Origin of the sequence: Arthrobacter sp. H5, assembly GCF_000520595.1 — a bacterium.
Taxonomy (GTDB): Bacteria; Actinomycetota; Actinomycetes; order Actinomycetales; family Micrococcaceae; genus Arthrobacter_D.
On sequence record NZ_KI914996.1, the window covers coordinates 51040 to 66155 of the forward strand.

The 15116-nt window shown below is 63.5% G+C and carries 10 protein-coding genes and 1 riboswitch; of the genes, 4 read left to right on the forward strand and 6 right to left on the reverse strand.

Annotated features, from left to right (window positions below; translation table 11 throughout):
* On the reverse strand, positions 1-362 hold a 362-nt coding region (locus Y708_RS24570; protein ID WP_173401515.1), incomplete at its 3' end, for a bifunctional hydroxymethylpyrimidine kinase/phosphomethylpyrimidine kinase.
* Positions 354-470: riboswitch (TPP riboswitch) on the reverse strand. Its footprint overlaps the gene before it by 9 nt.
* A gap of 89 nt (positions 471-559) precedes the next feature.
* On the reverse strand, positions 560-3793 hold the full coding sequence (locus Y708_RS0111690) for a ribonuclease E/G (RefSeq protein WP_028280077.1): 3234 nt from the start codon (positions 3791-3793) through the stop codon (positions 560-562).
* A gap of 514 nt (positions 3794-4307) precedes the next feature.
* Between Y708_RS0111690 and Y708_RS0111695 the strand changes: the two genes are divergently transcribed.
* Both Y708_RS0111695 and Y708_RS24575 read left to right on the forward strand, forming a co-directional pair.
* Entirely contained in the window at positions 4308-4862 is a 555-nt protein-coding gene (locus Y708_RS0111695) for a vitamin K epoxide reductase family protein (protein ID WP_051478936.1), read from the forward strand.
* A gap of 35 nt (positions 4863-4897) precedes the next feature.
* A complete protein-coding gene (locus tag Y708_RS24575; RefSeq protein ID WP_035776114.1) occupies positions 4898-5131 on the forward strand; it encodes a hypothetical protein in 234 nt (77 codons plus the stop codon).
* Positions 5132-5135: 4 nt separating this feature from the next.
* Here Y708_RS24575 and dxs read toward each other — a convergent pair whose 3' ends face one another.
* The 4 genes from dxs to Y708_RS0111720 all read right to left on the reverse strand — a co-directional run bounded on the left by dxs (position 5136) and on the right by Y708_RS0111720 (position 13578).
* Positions 5136-7109, reverse strand: a complete 1974-nt coding sequence (dxs, locus tag Y708_RS0111705; protein ID WP_028280079.1) for a 1-deoxy-D-xylulose-5-phosphate synthase — start codon at positions 7107-7109, stop codon at positions 5136-5138.
* A 204-nt stretch (positions 7110-7313) separates the two neighbouring features.
* Positions 7314-10106 (reverse strand): aconitate hydratase AcnA, encoded by a 2793-nt coding sequence (acnA, locus tag Y708_RS0111710; protein ID WP_028280080.1) that lies wholly within the window; start codon positions 10104-10106, stop codon positions 7314-7316.
* A gap of 197 nt (positions 10107-10303) precedes the next feature.
* Positions 10304-11605, reverse strand: a complete 1302-nt coding sequence (locus Y708_RS0111715) for a class I SAM-dependent RNA methyltransferase (RefSeq protein ID WP_028280081.1) — start codon at positions 11603-11605, stop codon at positions 10304-10306.
* On the reverse strand, positions 11602-13578 hold the full coding sequence (locus tag Y708_RS0111720) for an APC family permease (RefSeq protein WP_028280082.1): 1977 nt from the start codon (positions 13576-13578) through the stop codon (positions 11602-11604). The genes Y708_RS0111715 and Y708_RS0111720 overlap by 4 nt, the downstream gene beginning before the upstream one ends.
* A gap of 140 nt (positions 13579-13718) precedes the next feature.
* Here Y708_RS0111720 and Y708_RS0111725 point away from each other — a divergent pair, with 140 nt between their 5' ends.
* A complete protein-coding gene (locus Y708_RS0111725; protein WP_028280083.1) occupies positions 13719-14393 on the forward strand; it encodes a potassium channel family protein in 675 nt (224 codons plus the stop codon).
* On the forward strand, positions 14390-15076 hold the full coding sequence (locus Y708_RS24580; RefSeq protein WP_035776117.1) for a potassium channel family protein: 687 nt from the start codon (positions 14390-14392) through the stop codon (positions 15074-15076). Before Y708_RS0111725 ends, Y708_RS24580 begins: the two co-directional genes overlap by 4 nt.
* Positions 15077-15116: the final 40 nt, after the last annotated feature.

A 15116-nucleotide genomic window follows, 5' to 3' on the forward strand; every position in this document is an offset into this window, starting at 1 on the left:
CCCGCTTCCGCGAGCCAGCCGCGTACCGTCTCTATGGTCTCCACGTCCCCCAGCATGCCGATTTTCACAGCGTCAATGTGGACGTCGTCGCTCACAGCCTGGAGCTGCTCACGCAGGAAGGACGCCGGAGGTGTGTGCACTGATCGTACTCCCCGGGTGTTCTGCGCCACCAGGGATGTAATGACCGCCATCCCATAGCCGCCGTTCGCTCCGATGCTCTTCAGGTCCGCCTGAATGCCGGCGCCTCCGGTTGGATCGGTCCCCGCAATGCTGAGCACCCGCGGGGTGTCCCGCAATCGGGTGGTTGGGTCTACACCGGCTTCATGCACCACTGTGGCGCGTTCAAAACTGCGAATAGTCATTCGCGACATCCCTCCGCTAGGCCAAAGACCGCAATTCCGGCGATCATCTCTAGATCAGGTTCAACGCGTTTGCTCTCAGCCGGTTTCCCGGCACCGCGTGTCACTGCAACCCACCCTATAACAGGGCAGGACGCACCGTTTAAAAAGAACCGCCGGAGCCCGTCATGCAGACTCCGGCGGATTCAGTCTCCCGCGACCTACAGCTCCGACGCAGGCACTCCCACGCCGAGAATCATTGGCTCGTCCTTGGTGGTCGGCTGCGGTTCAGCCTGTTGAGTCCGAGCTACATGCTGCGCGCCCCGGGCCGCTTCAGCGGGACTGTCGTCTGTCCTGCGCTCAATGGTTGCGGTGTCAGCGGAACCCTGGGCGCTGCTTGCGGAGCGGCGCCCACGGTTGCGCCTCGCGCCCGTGGCTGGAGGAGTTCCATTGCCGTCAACCGGCGGCACGGAATCCTGTGCGGCGGGCCGGTTGAAGGCCTCCGTCAGGCTCTCCAGCGTCAGCCGTGGCTGCTCCACTACTGCCTCCGGGTGCTCCGCCCGCGGCAGTGAGACGGTCTCGCCGTTGATGGTGAGCACGGCCCCGGTCGAAGCAGGCAGCAGCGGGGCATGATCCTCGTGTTCGTGGGCTGCATGGGTTGCCGCGGCGATGTTGGCCAAGGCAGCGCGCGCCGCCTCGGCTCTCGCAGCCCGGTCCGGGTCCTCGACCACCGGTTCGCTCACACCATGCTGCTCGGCGGGTTGAGGGGACTTGGTCCGGCTGCGCTTGCGCTCGCTGCGGGACATCTTTTCCTGGCGGAGGTGCTGTTGGTGATTGTCTGTTGACACGGCATGGCGCCGGTGCTCCACCGGGTCCTCATGGGTGAGCACCCCGCGTCCGTTGCAGTGCTCGCAGTTTTCGCCGAACACTTCAAGCAGCCCGGTCCCCATCCGTTTCCTGGTCATCTGAACCAGTCCCAGCGATGTCACTTCGGCGACCTGGTGCTTGGTGCGGTCCCGGCCGAGGCATTCCACCATGCGGCGAAGGACCAGATCGCGGTTGGCTTCCAGGACCATGTCGATGAAGTCGATGACAATGATCCCGCCAATGTCCCTGAGCCTCAGCTGACGGACAACTTCCTCCGCCGCTTCCAGGTTGTTCTTGGTGACCGTCTCCTCCAGGTTGCCGCCGCTGCCGGTGAACTTGCCGGTGTTCACGTCAACAACGGTCATGGCCTCGGTGCGGTCAATGACCAGGGAGCCGCCGGATGGAAGGAAGACCTTGCGCTCCAGCGCTTTCTGGATCTGTTCGTCCACACGGATGGCTGCAAAGATGTCCTCACCGCTGGTCCACTTCTCCAGCCTGCCCACCAGATCCGGTGCCACGTACATGACGTACGCCTCAATGGTGTCCCAGGCTTCCTCGCCGGATACAACCAGTTTGGAGAAATCCTCATTGAAGACGTCGCGGACAACCTTGATGGTCAGATCCGGTTCGCCGTACAACAGTTCCGGCGCAAGCGTCTTGGTGGACGACGACTTGCCTTCGATGGTTTCCCACTGAGACCGAAGGCGGTTGATGTCGTGCGTCAGCTCCTCCTCGCTTGCCCCTTCCGCGGCGGTACGGACGATGACTCCCGCATTCTCCGGCAGACGGTCCTTCAGGATGCGCTTCAGCCGGTTCCGCTCCACATCGGGGAGCTTCCTGGAAATGCCTGTCATTGAGCCGCCCGGCACGTACACCAGGTAGCGGCCGGGCAGGGAGATCTGGCTGGTCAGCCGGGCTCCCTTGTGCCCCACCGGGTCCTTGGAAACCTGGACCAGCACCGAATCGCCGGATTTCAGCGCCAATTCGATCCTGCGCGGCTGACCGTCCAGCCCGGCCGCGTCCCAGTTGACCTCGCCGGCGTAGAGCACGGCATTGCGCCCCCGTCCAATGTCGATGAAGGCGGCCTCCATGCTCGGAAGAACGTTCTGCACCTTTCCGAGGTACACGTTGCCGATCAGGGAGTCCTGCTGGGTCTTGGAGACGAAGTGCTCGGCGAGCACGCCGTCTTCCATCACGGCGATCTGGATCCTGTCGTCGCGCTGGCGGACAACCATCTGCCGGTCAACCGATTCACGGCGCGCGAGGAATTCCGCCTCGGTGATGACCTGGCGACGCCTGCCTGTATCCCGGGATTCCCTGCGGCGTTGCTTCTTGGCCTCGAGCCGGGTGGAGCCCTTCACGCTTGTAACGCGGTCGGACGGCGGCGCCTCGGCACTCTGACGGGGCGCGCGGACGCGCGTCACAGTGTTGGGCGGATCGTCATCCTGACCACCGGTCAGTTCAAGATCCTGGTCACCGCGGCGACGCCGACGACGACGGCGGGAGGTAACGTTCTCCTCCGACGCTTCGTCTCCGGCGTCTTCACTGGAGTCCTCGGCCCCCGGCTCGCCTTGGCTCCGCTCGGCGTCCTCCGCTCCGCGGCTCCGGCCACGGCCACGGCGGCTCCGCCGGCCTTTGCGGTTCTCGTCGTCAGTCTCTTCGGCATCCACCTGCTCGTTTGCCCGTGGCGCGCTGGTCCCCTGCGGGGCGCTGATCCTGGGAGGGCGGGAAGGAGCAGTGAGATCCGGCGCATGGAAGAGCAGTGAAACCGGTGATTCCGGAATGGCGAAGGACTGGACAGCGGCCGTCTCCTGGTCTTCCACGGCAGGCTCGGAGGGAGTTTCCACGCTGCGGGCCACAGCATCAACAGCGGGCGCGTCCTGCGCCGGGGCCGCTGTTCGGGTGCGGCGGGTGCGGGGCGCCTTGGCTTTGGCCCCGGAGTCTCCGGATTCGGGTCCCGTGTGCTCTGTCGCGGCTTCTTCCGCCGGCGTCTCCTGCACGGGGTCCGTCTTCCGGGTGCGGCGGGCGCGCGGTGCCTTGGCTTTGGCCTCGGAGTCTTCGGAGTCTTCGGAGGAGGTTGGCTGGTCAGCAGCAGGAGTTTCGGCGGCTGTTTCGGCGGGATCAGCGGCTTCGGACGTGGCCTTGCGTGGCCGGCGGGTGCGCGGCGCCTTGACCGGCGTGGTCTGCTCCGGTTCCGCGGAGCCCGTGTCCGCGGCGGCCCCTCCTGCGGAGTCAGCGGCCGGTGCGGCTGCCTTGGCCGGGGTTGATCGGCGCTTCCGCACCGTTTTGGCGGGGGTGCCGCCGTCGATGGTCTCCGCTGGGACTGCTTCTGAGTCGCTGGCCGGTGCGTCCACCGGCGACGAGGCCGGCGTTCCACCTGTAGGCGGCGTGGACGGCGCGGCAGGAAGATGGATTTCCGACTGACCGTCGGCCTGCTTTCGGCTGGTACGGCGCTTTGCCGGCGCGGTGGGCTCCGGCTGGGCGTCATCATTGCCGGGTTTCTTTCGGCGCGTCCTCGGTGCCTTTGCCGGCGCCGCGGGTTCCGGTGCGTCCAGTTCCGGCTGTGAATCTGATGTTGAGATGTCCATATTTTGCTTTGCTCCAGCCCCTGCGGCACCGTCCACATTCCGGCGCCCATGGGGGCACTTGGTCGGTTGTCCGCGGGCTGTGCGCCTCGCGTGGACCGGAAGTCGTCATCATTGTCGTTCGAGGTCGCACCATCCATGGGGTGCGGCATCACTCGAAGACCAGCGACGCTTTTCCTGCTCATCCGTGGGGATCCCGTAGGAAACCCCTATGAGGCCTGCGCAGCGGATTCCTGGGGCACATCCACCGGGCTTGGTGGTTTCCTTGTACCGTGGAAGCGTCGCCGGCAGAACCGGAAGCCTGTCACTGGACCAGCACGGAAATGTGGTTCCCGGACCAGCCAAGCCCATTCTCTCACAAACGCCCCGCTTGACGGGCCCGCCCTACTAGACTCGCTGATGTTTTGGGATCACGAAAGAGGTATTTACTGTGCCAGGAAGCGGTACCGACGGCACTTCGCGCGAAGTGTCCCGAAAGGCACACGGCATCCTCCCTGCGTTTGCGACTGCGCGCGGAATGGGTTGGACGCTGGCCGTCACCGGACTGATTGGTTTTCTGGCGTCAGGTCAACTGCTCCTGGAACGCCTGGCTCTCTACGAAAACCCCGACTATGTCACCAGTTGCGATATCAGTCCGCTGATCTCCTGCGGGGAAGTGTTCAGGACCTGGCAGGCTGCGGTCTTCGGTTTTCCCAACCCATTGATCGGGATCGTGTCGTTTGCCATTGTGCTCACCACGTCGGCCGCCCTTCTCTCCGGCGCACGGTGTGCCCGCTGGTACTGGATGGGCCTGCAGGTTGGGGTGAGCCTCGGCATGGTCTTTGTGGTCTGGTTGTGGAGCCAGGCCCTCTTCGAGATTCATATCCTGTGCCTCTACTGCATGGCCGTATGGGCAGCGATGATCGTGCTGTTTGTCCTGCTTACTGCGCGCAACGTGCTGCATTCCGTGATTCCCGTTCCAGCTGGCGCAACACGGTTCCTCGGAGAATGGGCGCCTGCCTTGGCTGCCGTATTGATACTGGCAACTGCGGCATCCGTATTCTTCAGTTTCATTGACGGGTTCATCGCCTGAACATCCGGTGCCCAGGGACGCACTAGGCTGTGACGATGAGCGGAGAGTCATTCCTGGGACTGGAAATCAAGGGCTACACCTTTAAATGCCTGGTCTGCCAAAATCCCGAGTTCCTGCAGCGCGACATACCACCCAACGCTGCGAACATATCAGCCGTCGACGGTGACTCTGCCAACCAGTCAGCCGACGGCGCCGTCTGCACGGACTGCGGCTATATCCATGATTTTGCCTATGGAAGCAACTACCGATGGGTGCGGTGGAGGCGCTGACCTCCTAGAGCGTGGGCATCTGGCCGGTGGCCGGAGCCGTCTCCCCCGGCAATGGACGCGCCACGGGAACCTTGGTCCCCAGCACCTGCTCCACCACATCCTGCGCGACCTTGCGCGCGGTCAGACCCACCCGTTCCATCACATCCGAGCGTGAACCATGGTCGAGGAACTCGACCGGCAACCCCACCTCGTTGAGGGCCGTATCTACACCCACCGCCCTCATCTCCTGGCGGATCCTCGAGCCCACACCCCCGGCACGAACACCGTCCTCGATGACAACCACAATCCGGTGCTCAGCCGCCAACTGAATCACCGAGCGGCGCACCGGCAGCACCCAGCGCGGGTCAATCACCGTGGAGCTGATCCCCTGGGCGCCGATCCGGTTGGAAACATCCAGCGCCATTTCGCTCATGGCGCCCACGCTGACAATGAGAACATCATTACTCCTTGCCCCGGCAGGCCGTCGGCACAGCACGTCAACGCCGTCGTCAAGACGCTCAACAGCCTCCACTTCGGCGCCGACATTGCCCTTCGAGTAGCGGACCACAGAGGGTGCATCAGCAATCGCGACGGCCTCGCGCAGTTCTTCGCGCAGCCGGGTGGCATCCCGGGGTGCGGCAAGGTGGAGGCCGGGGACAATCTGCAGCATGGAAAGGTCCCACATGCCATGGTGGCTGGCGCCGTCCGGGCCAGTGACGCCGGAGCGGTCCAGCACAATGGTGACGCCCGCTTTATGCAGGGCAATGTCCATCAGGAGCTGGTCGAAACCCCGGTTCAGGAACGTTGCGTAGAGCGCCACCACGGGGTGCAACCCGCCGAAAGCCATGCCTGCGGCACTGGTCAGCGCATGCTGCTCGGCGATGCCAACATCAAACACCCGGTCCGGGTGCTTTGCCGCGAACTTGTGCAGTCCCACCGGAATGACCATCGCCCCCGTGATACCAACAATATCCGCGCGCTCATCGGCAATATCCGCGATTTCCTGGGCAAACACCGATGTCCACGATTGAACACCGCCGGCGTCCACCGGCTCCCCCGTGTCCGGGTCAATGATTCCAACCGCATGGAACTGATCCTCGTCATGGGCGCGGGCCGGCGCGTAACCGTGCCCTTTTTCAGTGATCGCGTGAACAATAACGGGACCTTCGTAATTGCGCGCCTGATGCAGAGTGTGCTCGACTGCGGCCATGTCATGGCCATTGATCGGGCCGAGATACTTCATTCCGAGGTCTTCGAACAAGCCCTGCGGTGCCCACCAGTCCTTGACACCCTTCTTGGTGGCGTGGAGGCTCTTGTAGGCGAACCGTCCAACCGGACCGCCTTTCTGAAGACGCTTCTTCCACCAGTCGAGTGTCCCCTCATACACCGGGTGGGTGCGCACGGTGTCGATGGTGGGCCTCAGCGACGCGAGGTAATCGGCTACCCCACCAATAGTCGGAGCGTAGGAGCGCCCGTTGTCGTTGACCACAATGACCACGCGGCGGCGCTTGTCGGACGCTATATTGTTGATCGCTTCCCAGGCCATTCCACCGGTGAGAGCACCGTCGCCCACCAGGACAACGGTGTAGCGGTCGCCCTCGCCCGCTATCACTCGGGCACGGGAAATGCCGTCCGCCCAGGACAAGGACGACGACGCGTGGGAGCTTTCGACGACGTCGTGCACCGACTCCGCGCGGGATGGGTAGCCGGAGAGCCCTCCCTGTTGACGAAGTGTGCTGAAGTCCTGCCTGCCGGTGAGCAGTTTATGCACGTAGGACTGATGTCCGGTATCGAAGATGACGCTGTCACGGGGAGAGTCAAACACCCGGTGGATACCCATGGTCAGCTCTACCACGCCCAGGTTGGGCCCCAGATGGCCTCCCGTCCGGGAGACGTTGGCGATGAGGAACGAGCGGATCTCACCTGCAAGCCGGGTGAGCTGCTGTGCGGACAACCTGCTGAGGTCCTGTGGATTGTGGATGGTTTCCAAGAGTCCCATCGGCGCCTCCTTCTGGTGGCGGAACATTGTCCTGCGCTCCGCTGTGCTGGTCATTAACTCTAACGCGGCGCCAGTCCGGTCGGTGCCGTGAAGCAAACCCCGTGCTGTGAAGCAAACAAGGACGCCCCCGCGGTTCTTGTTGGAAGAGAAGCCCATGGGCCGTCTATTCCAACAAAAAGTACGGGAGCGTCCTGGCACCGATGATTACGCCGCGGTGATCTGCCTCAACACGTAATGCAGGATTCCGCCGTTGCGATAGTAGTCAGCCTCGCCGGGCGTATCGATGCGGAGCACGGCATCGAAGGTGATGGCGTCGCCGCCCTCTTCCGGGGTGGCAGTGACCTTGACGGTTTCTGGGGTGCTCCCGTTGTTCAGTTCAGTCACGCCCTCCACCGCGAAGGTCTCCGTTCCCGTCAGGCCAAGGGTTGACGCGTTCTCGCCCGCGGGGAACTGCAGCGGAAGGACGCCCATGCCGATCAGGTTGGAGCGGTGAATCCGCTCGTAGCTCTCAGCAATGACCGCCTTGACACCCAGCAGGGCCGTACCCTTGGCTGCCCAGTCACGGGATGAGCCGGAACCGTACTCCTTGCCCGCAAGGACCACCAGGGGGGTGTCCGCCGCCTGATAGTTCATGGCAGCGTCGTAGATGTAGGCCTGCGGGCCGCCCGTCTGGGTGAAGTCACGGGTGAAACCGCCCTCAACCCCGTCGAGCAGGGTGTTTCGCAGCCGGATGTTGGCGAACGTGCCGCGGATCATCACCTCGTGGTTACCGCGGCGGGAGCCATAGGAGTTGAAGTCCTTGCGGTCCACTCCGTGCTCCAGCAGATACCGGCCCGCCGGACTGTCCGACTTGAACGAGCCTGCGGGGCTGATGTGGTCCGTGGTCACGGAGTCCCCCAGCCGCGCGAGCACGCGTGCGCCGTCGATATCGGTCACCGGATCAGGCGTGGCCTTCATCCCGTCGAAGTACGGTGGCTTCCGCACATACGTTGAGCTCTCACTCCAGGCGAAGGTGTTGCCCTCCGGCGTATCGAGAGCCTTCCAGCGGTCGTCGCCGTCGAACACTCCCTCGTAGCCCTTTGTAAACATTGCCTCGTCGATCGAGGAATCGATAACCTGCTGCACCTCGGTGGGGTTTGGCCAGATGTCGCGGAGAAAGATATCCGCGCCGGACTCGTCCTGGCCCAGCGGGTCATTCTCGAAATCGAAGTCCATGGTCCCGGCCAGGGCGTACGCGATGACCAGCGGCGGCGAGGCCAGGTAGTTCATCTTGACGTCCGGATTGATCCGGCCCTCGAAGTTGCGGTTGCCGGACAGGACCGCCGCAACCGAAAGATCGTTGTCCTGAATTGCGGCGGAGATTTCCTCCTCCAGCGGTCCCGAGTTGCCGATACAGGTGGCGCAGCCATAGCCAACAATGTAGAAGCCGAGCTTTTCCAGGTACGGAGTCAGACCGGACTTGTCATAGTAGTCGGTGACAACCTTGGAACCCGGTGCCACAGAGGTCTTGACCCATGGCTTGGAGGTGAGGCCCTTGTCCACGGCGTTTCGGGCCAGCAGCGCAGCCGCCAGCATCACCGAGGGATTAGACGTGTTGGTGCAGGAGGTGATTGACGCGATGGTCACGGCCCCGTGATCCAGTACAAAATCGCGGCCGTCCTTCATGGAAACGGGCACCGCCTTGGATGGACGTCCGTCGGCATTGGCTGCTGCCGAATGCTTCAGCGTCGAGGTCATCGCCGGCACGTCCGAGGCCGGGAAGGATTCCTCCAGGGCCTCGTCGAGTGCCGCGTCATCCACCGAACTCACATAGTTGTGGATGTCCTTGCGGAAGTGCTCCTTGGCGTCCGTGAGTTCGATGCGGTCCTGCGGGCGCTTGGGACCAGCGATCGAGGGCACCACTGTGGAAAGGTCAAGCTCCAGGTATTCGGAAAACTTGATTTCCTTTGATGGGTCATGCCAGAGACCCTGTTCCTTGGCATACGCCTCAACCAGGGCCACGTTCTCCTCGGCCCGGCCGGTCAGCCGCAGATACTCGAGGGTGACATCGTCGATGGGGAACATCGCTGCGGTGGAGCCGAACTCTGGGCTCATGTTGCCGATCGTGGCGCGGTTGGCCAGCGGAACCTCGGCGACACCGTCTCCGTAGAACTCCACGAACTTGCCCACAACGCCGTGTTTACGCAACTGTTCGGTGATGGTCAGGACCACGTCGGTGGCTGTCGCGCCAGCAGGGATGGACCCGGTCAGCTTGAAGCCCACCACGCGCGGAATGAGCATGGAGACGGGCTGGCCCAGCATTGCCGCCTCCGCTTCAATGCCGCCAACGCCCCAGCCCAGTACGCCGAGGCCGTTGACCATGGTGGTGTGGGAGTCGGTGCCTACGCAGGTGTCGGGATATGCACGGAGTGTGCCGTCAATTTCACGGGTCATCACCGTACGGGCCAGGTATTCGATGTTCACCTGGTGCACAATTCCAGTGCCCGGAGGAACCACCTTGAAGTCGTCGAATGCAGTCTGTCCCCAGCGCAGGAACTGGTAGCGCTCACCATTTCGCTGGTACTCAATGTCCATGTTGCGCTCGATGGCGTCGGAGTTACCGAAAACGTCGATCTGCACGGAATGGTCAATCACCATCTCGGCGGGTGCCAGCGGATTGACCCGCGCCGGGTCTCCCCCAAGTTCCTTCACGGCCTCCCGCATGGTGGCAAGATCCACGACGCAGGGAACCCCGGTGAAGTCCTGCATGATCACACGGGCCGGCGTGAACTGGATCTCGATGGCCGGCTGTGCGTCCGCGTCCCAACCTGCCAGTGAGCGGACATGGTCCGCGGTGATGTTGGCACCATCCTCGGTGCGAAGCAGATTCTCAAGCAATACCTTGAGGCTGAACGGAAGGCTGTCAGCGCCTTCAACGGCACTCAGCCGGAAAATTTCATATTCGGCACCGGCGACATTTAGTACGCCTTTGGAACCGAAGCTGTCCACATTACTCATAACAGGACTCCTCTCGCCGTCTCAATCCTTGTTCCGGCGCGGACAGGTGCGCTAGTTAGGGCTCCCTAACCCATCCTGGTGAATGAAAGCGTGATACAGCAGGACGCAGCACTATTCGCACGCGGAACAACCAGATTCATCCTATCCGCTTGAGCGGCGGCCGATCGGCCAAAGACGGGCTGATCACGCCGGACTGATCACCCCGGACGAAGGACAGCAACCGATTCCATGTGATGGGTATGCGGGTAGAGATCGACGACTCGCAGCGAATCAAGGGTCCATCCGGCCTTACGGAAGTAGCCGACGTCGCGCGCGAAGGACGCCGGGTCGCAGGATACGTAGGCAACCGCCCGGGCACCTGTGCGCGTGATGGCCTTGACTGCCTCGCCTCCCGCGCCGGCGCGCGGTGGATCGAGGACGACGACGTCGAGTTGTGGCTGGCGCTCTCGCAGCACCTTCTCCACTTTGCCCTGCACAATGTCCACCTGGTGTAGCCCATGCAGGTTCCGGCGGGCGTCCTTATTGGCCCGCGGGGATCCTTCAATGGTGAGTACGCTCCCGCCATCGCCAACGGCGTCGGCCAGCGGGGCAGTGAACAGCCCTGCGCCCGCGTAAAGATCCGCGGCTTTCACGCCCGGGCCAAGATCCAGGTGCTCAAGTACTGCACCGGTCAGCACGGCCGGAGCGCTGCGGTGAATCTGCCAGAATCCCTCACCGGTCACCCGGTACTCACGGCCGTCCACGTTTTCCCGGATCCAGGTGCGGCCGCGAAGGCGCTCCAGCCCGCCGGTATCCGGATCAAGCACGGCAACGGCTGCCTCCGGGATTGACTGCGCCAGCGCCGTAATCGCTGCCCGGTCCACGTCCCTGCCTGCGGTAAGGATCACCAGCGGCGGGTCACCCGCAGAGCCGGCCGCCACCTCGACGGCGGCCACCCCGGAGAAATCCAACAGCCACAGGGACAGTGCGTTGATTCCGGGTACCGCCAACGGCATATCTGCCACGGGAATCAACTCGTCTGAGCGGTGCGCGTGCATCGCCAAATGTCCGTCGGCTGCGACCGCGAATCCGGTGCGCGTGCGCCACCCCAGCCCGTCTTCGGTTTCATCCGGCACAGGTTCAACGGTGACGTCCCGCTCAATCATGGCCAACCGCTGGAGCTGCTCCTGGAAGACAGCGGCCTTGATCCGCCGCTGCGCGTCGAGGGTCATATGGCCAAACTCGGCGCCGCCCACGGGCTTGGCTCCGCGCAGCCCGGCCAGCAGGGCATCCGCGAGCGGCCAAGGATGGTTGACCCTGTCTTCGGAGGCCTGAAGCACTTCAGTGACATCGCCGCGCCAGAAGCGGGCGCCGTCGTCGTACTCGGTGAGTTTGACCTTCACCACCTCGCCCGGCACGCCATGCCGCACAAAGACCACCCGGCCGTCGTGGCGTGCAACGCAATGGCCCCCGTGGGCGGGCGGGCCGATGGACAGTTCGAGTTCGAGCGTTTGGGTCACCGTAGATCCTGAAACTTGTTTGCAGCGTCTGACGACGCCAGTTGCCATGGAACACTAGCCACCATAACCCCGGGTTCAAAGTGCAGCCGGGTCTTGATGCGCAGCGCAGTCTGGTTGTGGACCAACTGCTCCCACCACCTGCCCACTACGTACTCCGGGATGTAGACCACTATGAGGTCCCGCGGTGAGTCCCGGCGCATCGACTGGATATAGTCCATGATCGGCGGGATGGTGTCGCGGTAGGGGGACGCAAGAACGGTGATCGGCACCGGGATTTCATACCGGTCCCAGTCGCTGAGTGTGCGTTTGGTCTCCTCCGGATCAACGTCCACCACAATGGCGTCAAGCTTCGACGGCCGTGACGCGCGGGCGAAGGCAAGCGCGCGCAGCACGGGCTTGCGCACGTGGGACACAAGGATGACGGCGTGCACGCGGGATGGGAGCGCACGGGAGGAGGTGGCGTCGTCGATCGCAAGTTCGCGCGCCACGGCGTCGTAATGCCTCTTGATGCTGAGCATCACAACAAAGAGGAAAGCCATCGCCAGGACGGCAATCCAGGCGCCGAACTCAAACTTGGTGACCAGCACCACCACCAGCACCGCAGCGGTGAGCACAAAGCCGACGGTGTTGATGGCACGCGATTTGTTCATGCGCCAGCGCCGCTTCCGGTCAACTGTGCTGCGCAGCTCCCTGGTCCAGTGCTTTATCAGTGCCAGCTGCGTGGCGGTGAATGAAACGAAAACGCCCACGATATAGAGCTGCACCAGCTGGGTGACATCAGCCCGGAAAACGAAGATCAACAGGATCGCGCCCGCACCCAGGGCCATGATTCCGTTGCTGAAGGTCAGCCTGTCGCCGCGCGTGCTGAGCTGGCGCGGCAGGTAACCGTCCTTCGCAAGGATGGAGGCCAGCACGGGAAAGCCATTGAAGGCCGCGTGCCCTGCGATGACCAGGATCAGAGCCGTTGCCGCCACCACAATGATGAATGGAAGGGAACCGCCGTCGAAGATAGTGCGCGCCAGTTGGCTGATGACAGGGTTCTGAATATAGTCATCGGGAACCGGCTGGCCGTTCAGCAGCAACTGCTCGGCGGGATTCTGCACCACGTGCACCTTGGCTGCGTTGGCCAGGTAGATCACACCGGCGGTCATGGCCGCCGCAACCACGCCGAGCAGGAGCAGGGTGGACGCAGCGTTGCGGCTGCGCGGCGGCTTGAAACTGGGAACGTTTGAGCTTGGGGCCTCGACGCCGGTCAACGCGGCGGCGCCCGCGGAAAAAGCCCGGAGGATGAGGAGCGCGCCGGCAAGGCCCACCAGCCCGGAATCAAAGGCGGCGTCGGGAATGATTTCCAGCCTCGCCGTCGGCGCCTCCCGGAGTGTCCCGGTGAGCCGTTGGATGATCCCCACAAGGCACATCCCGAAGATTGCCGCCATGAAAATGTAGGTTGGCACCGCCAACGCGCGTGCTCCGCGGGTGAAGCCGCGCAGGTTCAGTAGGACAAGGACGACGACGGCGGCCACCGCCATCGCCGTCTGGCCACCAGCCAGCGCGGGCGCAAGCGCCACCACGTAGTGGGCGGCCGCTGACACGGATACAGCAACGGTGAGGACGTAATCGACCATGAGCGCGGACGCTACGGTGATCCCGGCACTGCTCCCCAGGTTGCGGCGCGCAATTTCATAGTCGCCGCCGCCGGACGGGTAGGCGTGCACCGACTGCCGGTAGGAGGCAATCACCACCAGCAGCACCACAATCACGGCGAGACCCACCCACGGCGAAACCGATACGGCGGCTACCCCGGCCAGGGCCAGTGTGAGCAGAATTTCGTCCGGGGCGTACGCCGCGGAGGAAAGCGCGTTGGCCGAAAAAACGGGCATGGCAATCTTCTTGGGCAGCGTGTCGTGGCGCAGCCTGTCGTTGCGGAAGGGCTTACCCACCAGCACGCGTTTAACGGCCTCGAAGAAAGTCAGCACAGCCCACAGACTAGCGCGTTTACGCCCGGCGGACTCCACTAGGCTAGGGACATACCGCACACGATAGCGGTACGCGGGTGGCTTTGACGGCGCCCGGCAATGGCAGGACGGACTATGACGGTCAAGGGAGCAGTGGCGCGGTGGCGCATTTTGTGATCATGGGTTGCGGCCGGGTAGGCGTCAGCCTCGCCCACACGCTTGATGAATCCGGGCATACCGTGGCGATCATCGATCAGGACGACCGCGCGTTCCGCCGCCTACGCGGTTCGTTTGGCGGCCGCAGGGTTACCGGGGTGGGGTTCGACCGGGACACACTGAAAAATGCCGACATCGAAAACGCCTATGCCTTCGCGGCGGTCTCCAGCGGAGATAACTCCAACATTCTGGCCACCCGGGTGGCCCGCGAGACATTTCATGTGCCCCACGTTGTTGCACGTATTTATGATCCCGGCCGGGCGGAAATCTACCAGCGGCTCGGCATACCCACGGTCGCCGCTGTCCGGTGGAGCGCAGACCAGGTGCTTCGCCGCATCCTCCCGGAACAGAGCATCAACGGCGATTACCGGGAATCCTCCGGGCGCCTGATCCTCGGCGAACTGGCCCTGCATGACGGCTGGTTGGGTCGATCCATTAAGGACATTGAAACCGTCTCGGGGGTGCGGGTTGCCTACCTGACACGCTTCGGCGAGGGCATGCTTCCCAGCGGCGAAACCAGCTACCAGCAGGGTGACGTTGTGCACGCCATGATGGAGACCGCCGGCACCGATGAGATAGGCCGAGTGCTGGCCAAGAAGCCGCAGGAGGAATCGGAATGAAGGTTGTTATCGCAGGCGCCGGGAGCGTTGGATCATCCATCGCCCGTGAGCTGCTCTCCAACAAGCACGACATCCTGCTCATCGATGAGAAGCCGGAGGTGATTGGCCGCAGCGGGCTGAAAGGTGCCCGGTGGCTGATCGGCGACGCCTGCGAGCTCACCACGCTCAAGGACGCCAAACTCGATGAGGCCGACGTTGTGGTGTCTGCGACGGGCGATGACAAGGTCAATCTGGTGGTCTCGCTGCTCGCGAAGAGCGAATTTGGTGTTGGCCGCACTGTCGGGCGGGTCAACAATCCAAAGAATGACTGGATGTTCGACGACTCCTGGGGCGTTGATGTTGCCGTCAATACTCCCCGTCTGATGACCGCCCTTGTGGAGGAAGCCGTGGAGATCGGGGACTTGGTGCGCCTGCTCACCCTTCATACCGGTGTGTCGGCGATCGTTGAGTTCACGGTGCCCCAGGACTCCCCGATCATCGGGCGGACCATCGGATCGATTGAACTGCCCCAGGACTGCACCGCCGTGGCGATCCTTCGCGATGACGCTCCGATCACACCAAGCCCCGACGACGTTGTAGAGGCAGGCGACGAGCTCTTCTTCATCGCCGCCATTGCCGTGGAGGACGAACTGCGGCTCGCGCTGGCGCCGCAGCAGACGGACGACGACGGCGGGGAGTCCTAGAGCGGTTTTTCCGCCTTCGCCCCGGCGGGACGCGAAACCA